The organism is Amycolatopsis sp. 2-15 (assembly GCF_030285625.1).
Lineage (GTDB): Bacteria > Actinomycetota > Actinomycetes > Mycobacteriales > Pseudonocardiaceae > Amycolatopsis > Amycolatopsis carbonis.
Genome location: NZ_CP127294.1, coordinates 6,601,886 through 6,617,924 on the forward strand (window position 1 = coordinate 6,601,886; position 16,039 = coordinate 6,617,924).

Below are 16,039 nucleotides of genomic sequence, written 5' to 3' on the forward strand. Positions count from 1 at the left end.
ACGGATGGCGCAGGCGCCGCGGGGGGCCGAAGGAATCGAGCCGGTGCTGGTGGTGATCCCGACCTACAACGAGCGGGAGAACCTGGGCCCGGTTCTGGACCGGCTCCACAAGGCACTCCCGGACGTCCACGCGCTCGTCGTCGACGACGGCAGCCCGGACGGCACTGGTGAGCTCGCCGACGAGCGGGCCGCCGCCGACGAGCGCGTCCACGTGCTCCACCGCAGGGAGAAGGCCGGGCTGGGCAAGGCCTACATCGCCGGGTTCCGCTGGGGCCTGGCGCAGGGCTACGCCACGTTCGTCGAGATGGACGCCGACGGCTCGCACGCCCCGGAGGACCTGCCGCGGATCCTGGACGCCGTCGCGGACACCGACCTGTCCATCGGCTCGCGCTACGTACCCGGCGGCAGCACAGTCAACTGGCCGCTGAGCCGGCAGCTGCTCTCGCGCGGCGCGAACCTGTACTCGCGCATCGCGCTGGGCCTCAAGGTCTCCGACATGACGGCCGGCTTCCGCGCCTACCGCCGCCCGGTGCTGGAGAAGCTCGAGCTCGACGAGATCGCCTCCCACGGCTACTGCTTCCAGATCGACCTCACCCGCCGCACCGCCGACGCGGGCTTCGACATCGTCGAGGTCCCCATCACCTTCACCGACCGCGAGATCGGCCAGTCGAAGATGAGCGGCGACATCATGCGCGAGGCCTTCTTCCGTGTCGCGGAGTGGGGCGTGAAGCGGCGGCTCGAGCAGGTCAAGCGTCTGCTCGGCCGCCACTGACCTGCGCCAGTACCCGGGAAGCCCGATGATCGCGCAGAACATCGGGTGAGGGTTCAGCGCGCGCCTGGCCTGGGGATGTGGACGCCGGCGGCGAGGAGTCGGGCTTCGAGGAGCGCCGTCAGCCGGGCCGCTGCCGATTCGCGCTGTTCGCGGTGGTGGGCGACCAGCCGGTACCGGGTCGCGGCTTCGGTGCGCGCTTGCAGGCCGGTCACGATACTCAGCTGCGCTCGGTTGGCGAGGTAGTGCTCGGCGAGGTCGGCAGCCAGTTCGGCGACGCGAGGGTCGTCGGGCTCCCAGCCGGCCAGCTCGACGGTGCGCCTGGTCAGTTCGACGAAGCGCGGGTCTTGCAGAGCGTGTTCGATGTCGGTGAGGTGTTCGTCGAAACCTTCGGGGACCAGGGCCTTGGCGAGCACGAAGGACTCCCGGCGGTCTGCACATCGTAGGGGGTGAAGCCGAGGGTGGGCATTCCCTCCAGCATGGCCACGGCGCGGTCGGGCAGCAGGGTCCGGTCGCCGGAGGCGAGCCGGTGGAGCGTGTCCCGGCGCTCGGTCAGCTCGGCGATCCGCTCGGTGAGGTGCTGCTCGACGTCGACGAGGGCGGCGGCGAACGACGCGGCGTCGGAGTCGAGCAGCGGGCCGATGTCGGCCAGCGGCATCCCGGCGGCGGCCAACGTCCGGACCTGCACCAGCCGCAACAGCTCGGCCGAGCCGTATCGCCGGTAGCCCGAGCTGTCGCGCGCGGGCTCGTCGACCAGGCCGACCTTGTGGTAGTGCCGCATCGTTTTGATCGTGATGCCGGCGAACGCGGCTGCCTGGCCGATGGTCACCCCGTCCGTCATCGCCTCAGCGCACCTGGTGACCGTGCGCGTCGGCGGTCTCCCGCACGGCGGCGGCGACCGCCCGGAAGTCCTTGCGCAGGATCTGCGTGTGGTTGCTCCCGACCTTCGCGCTGACCCGCAGATTCGGGTTCCGGTTGGGGACCGGATCGAGAGAGGCCCGCATCTCCTCCGCGCCGCCACCGAGGTTCGCGCCCGTGGCGAGAACGTAGCGCACCGGACAGGTCAGCCGGTCCAGGACCGGTTCGAGGGCCGCGCAGACTTCGTTGATCTCAATGTTGACCTCGGCGTGCTGAGCGGCACTCATCGACGCGGCCAGCCCGAACGGACGCGCGAGCGGCAGATCCGGCGCATCTTGCGGAAGATGCGCCGGATCTGCTCCCGGCCTTCCTCCCCGGTGTGCCCCCACGGCACTGCGCCGTCGAGCGAGACCGCGCCGGCGACCCGGTCCGGGTGACGATCGGCCCAGTGCACTGCGAGCGCGGCGCCGTAGGACAGCCGACCAGGAGAGGCCGGTCGACCCCGGTCGCCTCGACAACCGCGTCGACGTCGCGAAGACACCCCTCGAAGGAGTAGTCCGCCGAGCGCTTCGACCGGCCGCGCGCCCGTTCGTCGTAGGTGATGCGCCGCCAGCCGGGGCCGAGCTCGGCGATCACGCGCCGCCACGACCGCTGGGCGGCGAAAGAGCCATTGAGGAAAACAACAGGACGACCGGGGCCGCGGGTATCGGTCACGAACAGTGCGGTGTCGTCGACGGGCACCATGCCCGACCACGGTGAAGTGTGCGAAAGGGTCATCAGGGCACCATCCGCCTTGACCTCGGGACAAGGCGGATGGTGCCCGGGAGTAACCGCCCCCGGACATGCGAAAGGCCCCCGTGGAGGGAGGTCACGGGGGCCGATCGATCGGGGGATGGGTGGTAGCCAGCTACTGGCCGAGACTCACGCGGACCGGCTGGTCCGGCGTCCCTTGAGCTCGGCGAGACGTTCGTTCAGCAGGTCCTCGAGCTCGGGAATGGAGCGGCGCTCCAGAAGCATGTCCCAGTGCGTCCTGGGGGGCTTGGTCTTCTTCTGCTCGGGCTGCCCGCCGTCGACGATCTCACTCTCGCTGCCGTGCAAGCGGCATTCCCAGACGGTCGGGATCTCGGCGTCGTCGGAGAACGGCACCTCGAACTCGTGGTTCTTGGGGCACGCGTAGCGCACGGTGCGGCGTGGAGCGAGGTCGTGATTGCGGTCGGTCTCGTAGCTGACCGCTCCCAGCCGGCTTCCACGGAGAACACGGTCGGCCATGATGGGGTCCTTTCAGTCAGCTCCGGGTGGAGCCAGGGTGTTGCTCACCCTATGCAACGAACGCGGCGTCCGGGGGATTCCCCGGTAACCATGTCGTTGCTCACGATGAGCTGTGTCACCCTTCGGCATCAGCTTCCTCTACTGGGACAGGTTTCGCGCTCCGGCGTGACGCAGACACCGCCTTCCAAGTGCGGATATCCCCCAGTTGGGCTACTGGCGCTCCGTTCACGACAACCGTAACTGACCGTGGTGGGCCGTGGCGGGGCCCAAGTCACCCAACCGGAAGTGTCGGCGGCACAATACCTGATAACGGACCGTAGTGGATTCAGCATCGGAACGTGCCGAAGCTGAAGATTCAACTACAGACTGTTCGGTATCTGCTACTACAACGGTGTCACCCTCACGGAGTATTTCGTCGTCCCGCACGCGCGCGTTGAACCGGCCCGGCAGGCCGCACCAGCACAGCACCTCGACCTGCACCGGCTGCAGCTCGTCGGCCAGTTCGAACAGCCGGCCCGCACCCGGGAACAGGCGGCTGCGGAAGTCGGTGGCGATACCGAAGCAGTACACGTCGATGCCGGCCTCGTCGGCCAGTTCCGCCAGCTGGTCGACCTGCGCGGGGGAGAGGAACTGCGCCTCGTCGACGATGATGTAGTCCACGTGCTGCCCGGCGGCCCAGCGCTCGCGCACCAGGTCCCGCACGTCCGTGCGCGTGCCGACCTCCGTGGCGCGGCGCGTGATCCCGATCCGGCTGCTGATCTGGGGCGCCCCGGACCGGTCGTGGCGCACCAGCACCAGCCCGCGCCGGCCCTGCCGCGCGTGGTTGTGGTCGATCTGCAGCGCCAGCGTCGACTTCCCGCAGTCCATCGGGCCGTAGCAGAACTTCAGGCGGCCGCCCCGGGCGCGCGCGGCGGGGACCGGGGACAGCGCGTCGGTGGGATCGTCGGGAACGGCTTCTTCGAGGGCAGTCACGACGATCGACCCTATCCGGCCCCGGCCCGCCCGCTCACAGCACGGCGGGCGGACGGTTCCCGGCCGCCACGATCGCCCGCCGCACCGGCACCAGCGCCACGAAGACGAACCCGAGGACGAAGAAGATCACCAGCGCGACGATCGCCAGCCGGAACGAGCCCGTCGCCTGCCCGACGGCCGCGAACACCAGCGGACCCAGCCACGACGTGCCCTTCTCGCCCACGACGTAGAGGGAGTAGTACTGCGCGTCCTTCCCGGCCGGGATCATCTGGCTGAACAGCGACCGCGACAACGCGTTCGTGCCGCCCAGCACCAGCCCGATCCCCACCGCGACCGCGTAGAACTGCAGCGGCTGCTGCGGCTGGATGAAGTACGCGCCCGCCAGCACCACGACCCACAGCACCAGGCTGCCCAGGATCGTCCGCTTCGCACCCAGCCGGCGCGCCACGAGCCCGTGCAGCACCCCGCCCACGTAGGCGAGGAACTGGATCACCAGCACCGTGACGATCAGCACCTCGTCGGAGAAGCGCAGCTCGTCCTTCCCGTACTGCGCCGACACCGCCACCACCGTGGAGATCCCGTCGGCGAAGATCAGGTAGCTGCCCAGGAACGCCAGCGTCAGCGGGAACGCCTTCGCCTCCGCGACCGTCCGCCGCAGCTCCCGGAACCCGGCCCGCAGCACCGACACGCCACGCTCCACCGCCACCGGCGTGTGGACGCGGGGGAGCGCCCGCAGCACCGGGATGGTGAAGACCGTCCACCACAGGCCCGAGGTCAGGAAGCAGATCCGCACCGCGGTACCCGTGTCCACGCCCAGCGCGTCGCGGCTGAGGTAGAACGCCAGCTGCAACGCGAGCGCGAGCCCGCCGCCCAGGTAACCGAACGCCCAGCCCTTCGCGGACACGTCGTCACGCTCGTCGGGCTCGGCGATGTCGACCAGGAACGAGTAGTACACGACCAGCGAACCGCCGTAGCCGATGTTCGCGACGATGAACAGCGCCGCACCCAGCTGCCAATTCGAGCCGGCCATGAAGAACATCAGCGCCGACGCCAGCGCGCCCAGGCACGCGAACCAGCCCAGGATCCGCCGCTTGTTCCGGCTGCGGTCCGCCACCGCGCCCGCGATCGGCAGCACCAGCACCTGCACCACCGTCGCCACCGACAGCAGGTAACCCCACGTCGAACCGGCCGGGAAATGCAGCCCGAACAACGACACGTCGCAGTTGTGGAGCTTGTCGTCCACACCGGACGCGTCGACGCACGCCTTGTCCCCGTTAAGGGTGATGTTCTGCTTCGCGTCCGCCGCCGCGACAGTGCTCATGTAGAGCGCGCCGAACACGGTCGTCACCGACGAATAGAAGGGCGAGTTGGCCCAGTCGTAGAAGTACCAGCCCCACCGTTCCCGCTTCTTGTCACGGGTCTCGGCCAGCGTCATCCACGGCTCCTCCGCGGTCGCGAATCTCCAGGTCAGGCGGCACACTACTGGTGCGGCCGCGCGCGACACCGCCGAACGGGTAAACCGTGTCCGGTTTGTCGCCCGCCGATCATCCGCACTGGGCCGAACGGCTCTCGAAACGGCGCGCGAAGCGTGTCGCTCACGTGATTCTTTACCGCTTTGTGTGAGACTCGTGAGCGTGGTGTGACTCTTGTGGTCAATGGGTCGCGTGCTTACTGTGCACCCATGACCAACCGCGTTCGCACTGCTCACCGCGGTGCCGTGAGGATCGTGCTCCTCGCGGCCGCCGTCCTGGGGCTGCAGCTCGCCGTCGCCGGCGCCGCGTCCGCGGACCCCACGTCCAGCTCCTGGGCCAAGCTCCGCATGTGCGAGGCCAGCGGCCGCTACACGATCAACACCGGCAACGGCTACTACGGCGCCTACCAGTTCGACCTGCCCACCTGGCGCAGCGTCGGCGGCCAAGGGCGCCCCGACCAGGCCAGCCCGCGCGAACAGGACTACCGCGCGCTCTACCTCTACCGGATGCGCGGCTGGCAGCCCTGGCAGTGCGCCGGGATGCTCAAGCTCACCGGCGACGCCGACGCCCGCAGCAAGCGCATCCCGTCCTACGACGAATCCGCCTACATGGGCGGCACCGGCCTGCCCGCCCCGCCGCCCCCGAAGCCCCAGCCCACCCCACCCGCGCCCCCCGGCGCCATGCCCGCCTGGCCCGGCGTCGTCTACGCCTACGGGGACTGCGCACCCGCCCTCAAGACGTTCCAGCTCCGCATGAACGCCTTCGGCTACGGCTTCACCGGCACCGGCTGCTACTACGACAAAACCAAAACCGCCGTGCTCGGCCTGCAACGCGCCAACGGCATCAAGGACTCCGGCCGCCTCGGCCCCCTCACGTGGAAGGCCGCGTGGCAGGGTAAACGCCCCAGGTAAAACCGCGGCTCAGCCGGCCTGCTGCCACGCACCCCGCTCGACGAGCACGTCGCGCAGCAGGTCCGGCCGGTCCGTCACCAGCCCGTGCACACCCAGGTCCAGCAGCTCCCGCATCTGCGCCGGTTCATCGATCGTCCACACGTGGACCTCGAACCCCGCGCGCTCCGCCGCCTTCACGAACGAGCGGTCCACCACCGTCAACGGCCCCTGCTTCACCGGCACCTGAGCCAGAAACCCACCCGCCAACCGGCTCAGCGGCAACGGCGGCACCCAGCCATTGGCCCACACCATCAGCACCGACCGCGGCCCCATCGCCGTGCACAGCTTGGGCCCCGCCAACCGCCGCAGCCGCGCCAGCCGCGAGTCCGAAAAGGACGCCGCCGCCACCCGGTCGAACGCACCCGTGCGCTCCAGCACCCGCACGAACGGCTCCACCGCGCTGTTCGCCTTCACATCCACGTTGAACCGCGCCAGCGGCAGCTCCTCCAGCACGTCCTCCAGCCGCGACAACGTCGCCCGCCCGCCGACCTTGACCCCCTTCAGCTGCTCCCACGTCTGCGCCGCGATCGACCCGCCACCGTCGGTCGTCCGGTCCAGCGTGTCGTCGTGGTGCACCACCACCACACCGTCCGACGTCGCGTGCACATCCGTCTCGACGTACCGGTACCCCTCCTCGACCGCACGCTTGAACGCCGGCAGCGAGTTCTCCATCCCCGCCAGCTCGTCGAGATGCCACCCACGGTGGGCGAACGCACGGGGGAGCGGATCGGCCAGGTACGGAAACGGTGGGCGCATCCCCACAGTGTGCTCCACCGGCATGGCCTCGGCATGAGAACACGATGGCCAGCTAGGGTCTGGCGGGTGAGGGAACTGGCCGAGCACCCGATGACCGGCGACGAACTGGTCGTACCACGCCGCAACAACGCACCCAAGCACTGCGGCTGGTGCGGCCGCCGCCTGCCCGAAGGCGGCAACGTCGGCCGGCGCCGCCGCTACTGCGGCCAGTCCTGCCGCCAGCGCGCCTACGAACGCCGCACCGCCCTGCAACGCAGCGGCCTGCCCGAAGACGCCGTCGTGCTCTCCGACACCGAGATCGCCGCCCTGCAGGACCGCCTCTTCCAGCTGCGCTGCGCCGCCGAGGACATCGCCACCGCCACCCACGACGGCGCCGACGCCGACGAACTGCGCCGCCTCGCCGAAGAAATCGTGCACGCCGCGAAGGACCTCGAACAGCTCCGCTGAGAATTCAAGCCGGCCCACCGAGATTTCACGCACCTGCCCTGTGAATCAAGTGGCTCCGCCGTGAATTCAAGCCGCTCCGCCGGCCCGCCGGGCGGACTAGAGTCCGGAATGTCCCCGGGGGACTGCCGGCAGCGAAGCCGCGCGCCGGCCGAGCGAGGGAGACGCCCGTGACGAAGGCCGCGTTCACACCCGCCACCGAACTCCACGCCGTCCGCGAACTCACCGTCGGCGACCTGCTCCGCGAAGCCGCCCACCAAGCCCCAGACGCACCCGCCCTCGTCGAAGGCCTGCCCGACCCCGCAGCACGCCGCCGCTGGACCTACGGCGAGCTCCTCGGCGAAGCCGAAGACGCCGCCCGCGCCCTGCTCGGCCGCTTCGAACCCGGCGAACGCGTGGCCGCCTGGGCCAACAACATCCCCGAATGGGTCCTGCTCGAAATGGCCACCGCCCTCGCCGGCCTGACACTCGTCACCGTCAACCCCGCCCTGCGAGAAGCCGAACTCCGCCACGTCCTCGGCCAATCCGGCGCCTCCGGCGTGTTCCTCGTCGGCGAATACCGCGGCACCCCCATGGCCGCCATCCTCGACCACGTCCGCCCCGACCTGCCCCACCTGCGCGAGACCATCCGGTTCGAAGACTGGCGCGCCTTCCGCGCCTCCGGGCTGCCCACCCAGGCCCTGCCCACCGTCGAACCCGGCGACCCCGCCCAGATCCAGTACACCTCCGGCACCACCGGCACCCCCAAAGGCGCCGTGCTGCACCACCGCGGCATCACCAACAACGCCCGGCTCTCCTACGCCCGCACGCTGGAAATGCGACCCGGCGAGAACTTCGTCAACCCCATGCCCCTGTTCCACACCGCCGGCTGCGTGCTCGCCACCCTCGCCCCGATCGCCACCCTCGGCACCCAGGTCCTCATGCCCTGGTTCGACCCCGCGCTGCAGCTCGCCCTCCTCGAACAGGAGAGGGGAGTGGTCTTCGGCGGCGTGCCCACCATGCTGCTCGCCCTGCTCGGCCACCCCGATTTCCCCAAGACCGACCTCAGCTCCGTCCGCTACGCCCTCAGCGGCGGCGCCACCGTGCCACCCGCCCTCGTCCGCCGCATCGAAACCACCCTCGGCGTGCCGATGTCCATCATCTACGCCCAGACCGAAGCCTCGCCCGGCATCACCATGACCACCCCCGCCGACAGCGCCGACGACCGCGCCGAAACCCTCGGCCGCGCCCTGCCCGCCTGCGCCGTGAAGATCGTCGACCCCCTCACCGGCGAAACCGCCGCCACCGGGGAGACCGGCGAGCTCTGCACCCGCGGCTACCACGTGATGACCGGCTACCACGCCATGCCCGAAGAAACCGCCGCCGCCATCGACCCCGAAGGCTGGCTCCACACCGGCGACCTCGCCCGCATGGACGACCGCGGCTACCTCACCATCGAAGGCCGCGTCAAAGAGATGATCATCCGCGGGGGAGAGAACATCTACCCCCGCGAGATCGAACACGTCCTGCTCGACCACCCCGCCGTCGCCGACGTCGCCGTGGTCGGCATCCCCGACCCGGAATGGGGAGAACAAGTCGGCGCCTTCGTGCTCCTGCGCCCCGGCGCCGACGCCGGCGAGGAAGAGCTGTTCGCCCACGTCCGCAAACACCTCGCGCCGCACAAGACACCCAAGGTGTGGCAGTTCGTCACCGAGTTCCCCCTCACCGGCTCCGGCAAGATCCGCAAACACGTGCTCCGCGAGCAGTACATGGCCACCCACTGAACCCTCAGCCCGCCTCGCCCGCGCCCAGCCCGTCCAGCGCGCGGTACGTCCGGTTGCTCGCCGCCGCGGCCCGCTGCTCCCGCCCCGTCGCCTCGATGTAGTTCTGGCTCGTGGCCAGGCTCGCGTGCCCCAGCAACGTCATGATCTCCGACGCCGTGGCCCCGTCCTCCGCCAAGCGTGTCGCGAACGTATGCCGCAACGCGTGCAGGTTCGCCCCCACCGGTACCCGGTCGTGCAACCCCGCCCACCGGTAACACGACTTCACCAGATACTCCAGCGCCCCACGCCCGATCGGCTCACCCGCCCGATCGCGCAGCAACGGCTCCGCCGCCGGGAATCGCAGCTGCGGAAACCGCCGCCGGCACGACTTCCCGTAGTCCTCGATCAGCTTCGCCAGCACCGGCTGCACCGGGATCGACCGGTCCCGGCTGCCCTTGCCCGACACGTGCAACCGCAGCTCACCGTCACGGCCCACCACCGAACGCGGCGTCAGCGCCCGCATCTCCGCCGCCCGCAACCCCGCCACCAGCCCGAGCGCCAGCACCAGCACGTCGCGCTCCGGCCACGGATCCCGCGCGCGCCGCGCACCGTCGGCCGCCGCCGCGAGCAACCGCTCCGGAGTTTCCTCACCCCGCAACGGTTTCGGCACCAGCGGGGGAGTCTTGGGCCGGGCGACCGCGCCCATCGGGTTGCCCGCCAGCAGCCCGTCGGATACGCAGAAGGTGAGGAACTGGTTCCACGTCGACCACGCCCGCAGCACCGAGCTCTTCGCGTGCCCGTCGGCGAACGCGCCGAACGCCGTCCGCAGCGCGGGCGCTGTCAGATGTCCGACGTCCAGCTCCTCGGGCGCGCACCCGAGCTCCTGGAGCAGGAGAGTGGTGATCCCGGCCAGGTCACGACGATAGGCGGCAGTGGTGTGCGGCGAGTCCTTGCGCGGCCGCCGTGCCGCGAAGAACGCTTGCTGTGCCTCGGAAACCAGCATCTGGATCTTGTACAGCACAGCACCGACAGTTCTGGCATCCGGATACTGGTCCGGTATGCTGCATAATGGCGATTATGCATGAAACGTGGGTGCGGAGGGGCTGAATCCCCTTGGGGGACAACGGTTCCCTCGGTTTCGTGCCCTCGGCTCGTATGGCCGGTTTGGCGAGTTTCTGGCTGTGCTGTGCGGTGTTGGCGAGGGATCGTTCATCTGTTCGAGTGGTTGCCCGTGGCTGCCCGGGGCGGCTTGCCGAGGGCCGAGCTGCCGTTGATTGCTCCAGTGCGCTTGTTGGTTGCGCGCTTTCGATGTCCTGCCAGTCGCGTTCAATTCGTCACGGTGACGAATTAGAGGGCGTATCGGGGCAGCCTTGAAGCCTTGAACTCGGGGATCTCTCTGCCGAAGCCTCTGGATCTCCTGATGACGCCCTGGAGGCTTGCTCGGGAGCTGTCCCGCGATGGGCGATTGAGTCGGGCGCGGATCGGTGACCCTGGCAGGCTTCCCGGGACGCTCTCTCGTCTGCGGTGCTCAAGCCGCTCGAATCCGCCTCCTGGAGCCCCTCTCCGAGCTTCCTTCTGCAGGTCGGCCTAGTGCCGATAATGTACATTATGTCAAGTAAGGTGGATCGGCACTGCTCCCCACACCATTCAGGTGCGCGTATCGGAGATTCCGGCCAGTGGCCGAACGCGCTCGTAATGGACCGGATGTAACTCGTGTTGCTTCGATTCGCCGCGGATGCCGTTCGGTGGGGTGAAGAACTTCGGGTTCCGGCGCGAGCTGTCGGACATCGGTGAGTTCCTCGACCACAAGCTGTCCGGGTGCCTGAGCCACTCCCCTGTGCCCGGGCCGCAAGGCTCAGCCGGTGGCGAGCATTTCGAGGTAGTGCGGGTTGGACATGATGCCGAGGACGTTGCCGAACGGGTCGACGACCGAGGCGGTGACGAAGCCGTGGCCGCGCTCGCGGATGCCGTCGTGTTCCTTGGCACCGAGGGCCAGGAGGCGATCGAGGGCGCCGGTGAGGTCGTCGACGTGCCAGTACAGGACGGCGCCGGCGGGGCCCTCGGGGGCCGGGGGCAGGTAGTTGCGGTCGATGATGCCGAGCTCGGCTTCGCGGTCGCCGAGGCGGAACTCGATGTAGCCGGGGCGGGCGAAGTAGGGCTCGGTGCCGAGGATGTCGGTGTACCAGGCCTGGGCGGCCTGCAGGTCGTCGGCGGAGAAGTTCAGGGTGGCCATTCCTCGCAGCATGAGCTGGTCCCTTTCGCGATGTCCGGTTTGTCGGGGTCCCAGCCAAGCACGGATGAGTGGTCATCCGCTGAGCACTTTTTTGCGAGGACCGGGCCGTGCGAGCCGATCGGCTGGTGGCGGCTCTCCTGGCGTTGCAGGCGCGGGGCTGCACGACGGGGTCAGCGCTCATCGAGAAGCCGTGAGCTGGGTGAACGCTGCGGTTGACTGAAGTAATGAATCAATGGTTCACTTCTTGCCGTGCCCTACCGCAGGACTCCGAAGGTGCAGGAGCGGCTCGACGCGTTGCGCGACTCGATCGTCGCCGCGGCGGTGGAGCAGCTGGCCGAGCACGGTTACGCGGGCTGTTCCGTGGCGGCCGTCGCGGAGCGGGCCGGGGTTGCCGTCGGCACGGTGTACCGCCACTTCCCCACCAAGGCCCAGCTGGTCGTGCGGGTGTTCCGCCAGGTCGTGACGCGGGAGGTCGAGGCGGTGCGGGAGGCGTCGGCGGGGCCGGGTGAGCCGGCGGAGCGGGTGGCGGCGGTGTTCGAGACGTTCGCGGCGCGCGCGTTGAAGGCGCCGCGGCTGGCGTACGCGCTGTTGGCCGAGCCGGTGGACGCGCTCATCGACGCGGAGCGCCTGGAGTTCCGGCGCGCTTTCCGGGATGTGGTGGCCGAGCACGTGGCCGCCGGGGTGACCTCGGGTGCGTTGCCCGCGCAGGATTCAGTGTTGACCGCGGCGGCGCTAGTGGGTGCCGCGGCGGAGGTGTTGATCGGGCCGCTGCGAGGCGGTGCGGTGAGTGATGTCGTCGAGTTGCGGACGTTTGTCGTCCGGTCTTTGGGAGGTTCCGATGTCCGCCACGCATGAGGTCACCAACCAGGTGCCGCCGTTGGTCTACGACGTCGCGCAGGATCCGGCGCTGCTCGAGGCGCTCGACCGCGCGGACGCGGGCTGGGCGGCCGAGGAGGTCCACGAGCTGGGCCGGCTCGCCGGGAGTGAGCAGGCCCAGGAGTGGGGCCGGATCGTCAACGAGAACGAGCCGGTGCTTCGCACGCACGACCGGTACGGGAACCGCATCGACGAGGTCGAGTACCACCCGTACTGGCACGAGCTGATGAGCGTCGCCGTGTCGCACGGGGTGCAGGCCGCGCCGTGGCGCGACGAGCGGGCCGGGGCGCACGCGGCGCGGGCGGCGAAGCTGTTTGTGTGGGGTCAGGTGGAGGCCGGGCACACGTGCCCGATTTCGATGACCTACGCGGCGGTTCCGGCGTTGCGGGCCAATCCGGAGCTGGCGGCGGTGTATGAGCCGCTGCTGGCGGCGACGGAGTACGACTTCGGGCTGCGGGAGCCGAGCACGAAGCGCGGGCTGATCGCGGGCATGTCGATGACGGAGAAGCAGGGCGGCTCCGACGTGCGGGCCAACACCACGACCGCGCGCCCGGTCGCCGACGGTTCCTACCGGCTGATGGGCCACAAGTGGTTCACCTCCGCGCCGATGTCGGACCTGTTCCTCACGCTGGCGCAGGCGCCGGGCGGGCTGTCGTGTTTCCTGCTCCCCCGCGCGCTGCCCGACGGCAGCCGAAACCCGATCCGGCTGCAGCGGCTGAAGGACAAGCTGGGCAACCGGTCGAACGCGTCGTCGGAGATCGAGTACGAGGACGCGGTGGGCTGGCTCGTCGGTGAGGAGGGGCGCGGGGTCCGCACGATCATCGAGATGGTGAACAACACGCGGCTCGACTGCGCGCTCGGCAGTGCGTCGGGGATGCGGCTGGGTGCGGTGCGGGCGGTGCACCACGCGACGCATCGGCACGCGTTCGGCAAGGCGCTGGTGGATCAGCCGTTGATGGCGAACGTGCTGGCCGATCTCGTGGTGGAGTCGGACGCGGCCGCGACGGTGGCGATGCGGCTCGCGGCGGCGGGCGACCGGCCGGACGACGCGCAGGAGCAGGCGTTCCGGCGGCTCGGGCTGGCGGTCACGAAGTACTGGGTGTGCAAGCGGGCGCCGATGCACGCGGCTGAGGCGCTGGAGTGCTTCGGTGGCAACGGGTACGTCGAGGAATCCGGGATGCCGCGGCTCTACCGCGAGGCCCCGCTGATGTCCATCTGGGAGGGTTCGGGGAACGTGGCGGCGCTCGACGCGTTGCGCGCCATGGGCCGTCAGCCGGAGTCGGTGGCGGCGTTCTTCACCGAGGTCGAGCAGGCCGCGGGTGCCGACGCGCGGCTGGACGACGCCGTGGGCCGGCTGAAGAAGGACCTGTCCGATCTGGACGACGTGGAGTTCCGCGCGCGGCGTGTGGTGGAGTCGATGGCGTTGGTGCTGCAGGGTTCCTTGCTGGTGCGCCATGGTGACCAGGCGGTGGCCGACGCGTTCTGCGCGTCGCGGTTCGCCGGTGACTGGGGTCTCGCGTTCGGCACGTTGCCGGCGGGTACGGACACCTCGGCCATCATCGACCGCGCGCGGGTGTAGGCGGCGCCGGGTTTGGTGGACATACGGCGGACACGGGGCCGGTCGGCGCGCTAGCGTCCACGGTCATGACCGCCTCCGAAACCGACTTCGTGTCCGCCACCCGCACCGCCTACGACATCGTCGCGGTGTCCTACGCCGACCTGTTGAAGGACGATCTCGCCGCGAGCCCGTGGGACCGCGCGATGCTCGACACCTTCGCCGAGCTCGTCGGCGTCGGCGCGCGCGTCGGGGATCTGGGGTGCGGTCCGGGCCGGATCACGGGGTACCTGGCGGGGCGGGGGCTGGCTGCGTTCGGGATCGACCTGTCCCCCGGCATGGTCGAGGTCGCGCGCGAGGCGCATCCGGGGCTGGAGTTCGAGGTCGGGTCGATGGCCGCGCTGCCGCTGGCCGACGCGTCGCTGGCGGGTGCGCTCGCGTGGTACTCGCTGATTCACACGCCGCCCGAAAAGCTGCCGGTGCTGGTCGCGGAGCTGGCCCGCGTGGTCGAGCCGGGCGGGCGGCTGCTGACCGCGTTCCAGGTCGGCGCCGAGCGCCGGCACCTCACCCACAGCTACGGTCACGACATCTCCCTCTACGCCTACCGGCTCGACCCGGACTTCATCGCCGGGCTGCTCACCGACGCTGGTTTCACGGTGGAGGCGCGGCTGGTCCGCGAGATGGGGCCGCGGGAGAAGACGCCGCAGGCTTATCTGCTGGCGCGCAAGGAAAGCTGAGTCATTCGCGCAGCCGGGCCAGGACCGCGTCGAGGGCGTGGCGCACCGAGCCGGGCACGTCGTCGTGGCGCAACGCGGTCATCAGCTGCTCGTTGATCCCGCCCGGTGTGGTGTGTTTCGCGGTCAGCTCGGTGAGTGACGCGGTGCCCAGCGACTGGCCCAGTTGTGCGAACAAGTGCGTCACGTAGGCGTCGGCGACGCCGGGTTCGACGCCGTGGCCGGCGAGCCAGCCCGCGATGGTGGCCAGGTAGTCCAGGTGCGCGGCGAAGGTGGCGGTCGCGGTGCTGAAGGCGTCGAGCGTCGGCTCGTCGGGCGGGACGCTCACCCCGCCGAGCGGCTCGAACAGGTCCCGGGCGACGGGGTGGTCCGGGAACAGCGCGGTGCGGCTCTGCCGGCGGGCTGCCTGTGGCAGTGGAATGGTCCGCACGACGCGCGCGGCCGGTGCGGTCCACTCCCGCAGCGTCGCCAGCGGCACGCCCGCCACGGCGCTGAGCACCACGTGGTCCGGCCGGAACTCCAGCTCTGCCACCACTTCCCGGGCCGCGGCGGGCCGGACCGCGAGGACGATCGCCGAAGCCGCGTCGAGCACGTCCTGGTTGCTCGCGCAGACAGCCACGTTCGGGAACCGCGTCGCCAGCTCCTGCCCGACCTGCCGGCCGCGCGGCGACAGGAACACCGCAGGCGCGTCACCGCTGAGCCCTTCACCGCTGAGTCCTTCGACGATCGCTGCCGTGATCTCCCCGGCTCCCACAAACCCGTACGCCGGCATGCCCCGTCCTCCTAGTGTGGACTTCGACGATCGGAGGTCACCCGTGCACGCCATGCACTACGAGATCACCCTGCCCGCCGACTACGGCATGCAGATCATCCACCGCAGGGTGCGTGAGCGCGGGCCGTTGCTGGACGAGTTCCGCGGGCTGGGGCTCAAGGCGTACGGGGTGCGTGAGCGCGGCGTCGACGGCTCGGTGCTGAACCAGTACTCCCCCTTCTACCTTTGGCACGACCCGGCCGGCATGCACGTCTTCCTGTGGGAAGGCGGGTTCCGCGGGATCGTCGACGACTTCGGCCGGCCGCCCGTGCCGCACTGGACCGTGCTCGCGTTCGAGGAAGGGCCGGCGTTCGGCACGACTCCTCGCGCGGCCGGCAAACGCACGGAAACCCTGCCACGCGAGGTCCTTCCGGGTGATGTGATCACGCCGGCGCTGGCCGACCTGTCGGAGCACTCGCAGCGCGACGGCGTCCATTCCGCCGCACTCGTGATCGACCCGCGTGGCTGGGAGCTGGTGCGCTACACCCTGTGGGCCGAGGACGCACCGGACGAAGACCCCGTGCGGTACCGGATCGGGCACGTGTCGATGCCGGAACTGGCGAAATTGCGCCGTGGCAGGCAGTGGTGAACTCGGTAC

General features: G+C 70.1%; 18 protein-coding genes and 1 pseudogene. 8 read left to right on the forward strand and 11 right to left on the reverse strand.

What is annotated here, in order from left to right; all coding sequences use genetic code 11:
• Positions 1-4: 4 nt before the first annotated feature.
• Positions 5-772 (forward strand): polyprenol monophosphomannose synthase, encoded by a 768-nt coding sequence (locus QRX50_RS32680; protein WP_285966958.1) that lies wholly within the window; start codon positions 5-7, stop codon positions 770-772.
• A gap of 53 nt (positions 773-825) precedes the next feature.
• Here the strand turns inward: QRX50_RS32680 and QRX50_RS32685 are convergent, their stop codons facing one another.
• The 7 genes and pseudogenes from QRX50_RS32685 to QRX50_RS32710 all read right to left on the reverse strand — a co-directional run bounded on the left by QRX50_RS32685 (position 826) and on the right by QRX50_RS32710 (position 5,303).
• Positions 826-1,185 carry a hypothetical protein gene (locus tag QRX50_RS32685; protein ID WP_285966959.1) on the reverse strand — a complete coding sequence of 120 codons (360 nt, stop codon included), beginning with the start codon at positions 1,183-1,185 and terminating at the stop codon, positions 826-828.
• A complete protein-coding gene (locus tag QRX50_RS32690; RefSeq protein WP_285966960.1) occupies positions 1,095-1,610 on the reverse strand; it encodes a MerR family transcriptional regulator in 516 nt (171 codons plus the stop codon). The genes QRX50_RS32685 and QRX50_RS32690 overlap by 91 nt, the downstream gene beginning before the upstream one ends.
• A gap of 4 nt (positions 1,611-1,614) precedes the next feature.
• Complete coding sequence (locus QRX50_RS32695; protein ID WP_285966961.1) at positions 1,615-2,016, reverse strand: hypothetical protein; 402 nt, start codon at positions 2,014-2,016, stop codon at positions 1,615-1,617.
• Positions 2,017-2,161: 145 nt separating this feature from the next.
• Positions 2,162-2,404, reverse strand: a pseudogene (locus QRX50_RS49835) (alpha/beta fold hydrolase); the annotation flags it as partial.
• 144 nt (positions 2,405-2,548) lie between these two features.
• Positions 2,549-2,896 (reverse strand): RNA polymerase-binding protein RbpA, encoded by a 348-nt coding sequence (locus QRX50_RS32700; protein WP_091613651.1) that lies wholly within the window; start codon positions 2,894-2,896, stop codon positions 2,549-2,551.
• A gap of 225 nt (positions 2,897-3,121) precedes the next feature.
• Positions 3,122-3,868, reverse strand: coding sequence for a thymidine kinase (locus QRX50_RS32705; RefSeq protein ID WP_285966962.1), 747 nt, complete (start codon positions 3,866-3,868; stop codon positions 3,122-3,124).
• A 34-nt stretch (positions 3,869-3,902) separates the two neighbouring features.
• Positions 3,903-5,303: an MFS transporter gene (locus QRX50_RS32710; protein ID WP_285966963.1), complete on the reverse strand. Its 1,401-nt coding sequence runs from the start codon at positions 5,301-5,303 to the stop codon at positions 3,903-3,905.
• Positions 5,304-5,549: 246 nt separating this feature from the next.
• On the opposite strand from QRX50_RS32710, the gene QRX50_RS32715 reads away from it, so the two are divergent.
• On the forward strand, positions 5,550-6,251 hold the full coding sequence (locus QRX50_RS32715; RefSeq protein WP_285966964.1) for a transglycosylase family protein: 702 nt from the start codon (positions 5,550-5,552) through the stop codon (positions 6,249-6,251).
• A gap of 9 nt (positions 6,252-6,260) precedes the next feature.
• Here the strand turns inward: QRX50_RS32715 and QRX50_RS32720 are convergent, their stop codons facing one another.
• A complete protein-coding gene (locus QRX50_RS32720; protein ID WP_285966965.1) occupies positions 6,261-7,046 on the reverse strand; it encodes a glycerophosphodiester phosphodiesterase family protein in 786 nt (261 codons plus the stop codon).
• Between the two features lie 90 nt (positions 7,047-7,136).
• Here QRX50_RS32720 and QRX50_RS32725 point away from each other — a divergent pair, with 90 nt between their 5' ends.
• Both QRX50_RS32725 and QRX50_RS32730 read left to right on the forward strand, forming a co-directional pair.
• The gene (locus QRX50_RS32725; protein WP_285974629.1) at positions 7,137-7,493 is read left to right on the forward strand and encodes a hypothetical protein; all 357 of its coding nucleotides are present in this window, start codon (positions 7,137-7,139) and stop codon (positions 7,491-7,493) included.
• A 167-nt stretch (positions 7,494-7,660) separates the two neighbouring features.
• Positions 7,661-9,253 carry an AMP-binding protein gene (locus tag QRX50_RS32730; protein WP_285966966.1) on the forward strand — a complete coding sequence of 531 codons (1,593 nt, stop codon included), beginning with the start codon at positions 7,661-7,663 and terminating at the stop codon, positions 9,251-9,253.
• A 4-nt stretch (positions 9,254-9,257) separates the two neighbouring features.
• On the opposite strand, the gene QRX50_RS32735 is transcribed toward QRX50_RS32730, so the two are convergent.
• Together QRX50_RS32735 and QRX50_RS32740 are read right to left on the reverse strand one after the other, a co-directional pair.
• On the reverse strand, positions 9,258-10,253 hold the full coding sequence (locus tag QRX50_RS32735) for a tyrosine-type recombinase/integrase (RefSeq protein ID WP_285966967.1): 996 nt from the start codon (positions 10,251-10,253) through the stop codon (positions 9,258-9,260).
• Positions 10,254-11,087: 834 nt separating this feature from the next.
• Positions 11,088-11,477, reverse strand: coding sequence for a VOC family protein (locus tag QRX50_RS32740; RefSeq protein ID WP_285966968.1), 390 nt, complete (start codon positions 11,475-11,477; stop codon positions 11,088-11,090).
• A 237-nt stretch (positions 11,478-11,714) separates the two neighbouring features.
• Here QRX50_RS32740 and QRX50_RS32745 point away from each other — a divergent pair, with 237 nt between their 5' ends.
• From QRX50_RS32745 to QRX50_RS32755, 3 genes are all read left to right on the forward strand, one after another.
• Positions 11,715-12,320 (forward strand): TetR/AcrR family transcriptional regulator, encoded by a 606-nt coding sequence (locus QRX50_RS32745; RefSeq protein ID WP_285966969.1) that lies wholly within the window; start codon positions 11,715-11,717, stop codon positions 12,318-12,320.
• The gene (locus tag QRX50_RS32750) at positions 12,304-13,920 is read left to right on the forward strand and encodes an acyl-CoA dehydrogenase family protein (RefSeq protein WP_285966970.1); all 1,617 of its coding nucleotides are present in this window, start codon (positions 12,304-12,306) and stop codon (positions 13,918-13,920) included. Before QRX50_RS32745 ends, QRX50_RS32750 begins: the two co-directional genes overlap by 17 nt.
• Before the next feature lie 65 nt (positions 13,921-13,985).
• The gene (locus tag QRX50_RS32755) at positions 13,986-14,633 is read left to right on the forward strand and encodes a class I SAM-dependent methyltransferase (protein WP_285966971.1); all 648 of its coding nucleotides are present in this window, start codon (positions 13,986-13,988) and stop codon (positions 14,631-14,633) included.
• Between the two features lies 1 nt (position 14,634).
• Here QRX50_RS32755 and QRX50_RS32760 read toward each other — a convergent pair whose 3' ends face one another.
• A complete protein-coding gene (locus tag QRX50_RS32760) occupies positions 14,635-15,402 on the reverse strand; it encodes an NAD(P)-binding domain-containing protein (protein ID WP_285966972.1) in 768 nt (255 codons plus the stop codon).
• A 16-nt stretch (positions 15,403-15,418) separates the two neighbouring features.
• On the opposite strand from QRX50_RS32760, the gene QRX50_RS32765 reads away from it, so the two are divergent.
• Positions 15,419-16,030 carry a DUF4865 family protein gene (locus QRX50_RS32765; RefSeq protein WP_285966973.1) on the forward strand — a complete coding sequence of 204 codons (612 nt, stop codon included), beginning with the start codon at positions 15,419-15,421 and terminating at the stop codon, positions 16,028-16,030.
• Positions 16,031-16,039 lie beyond the last annotated feature (9 nt).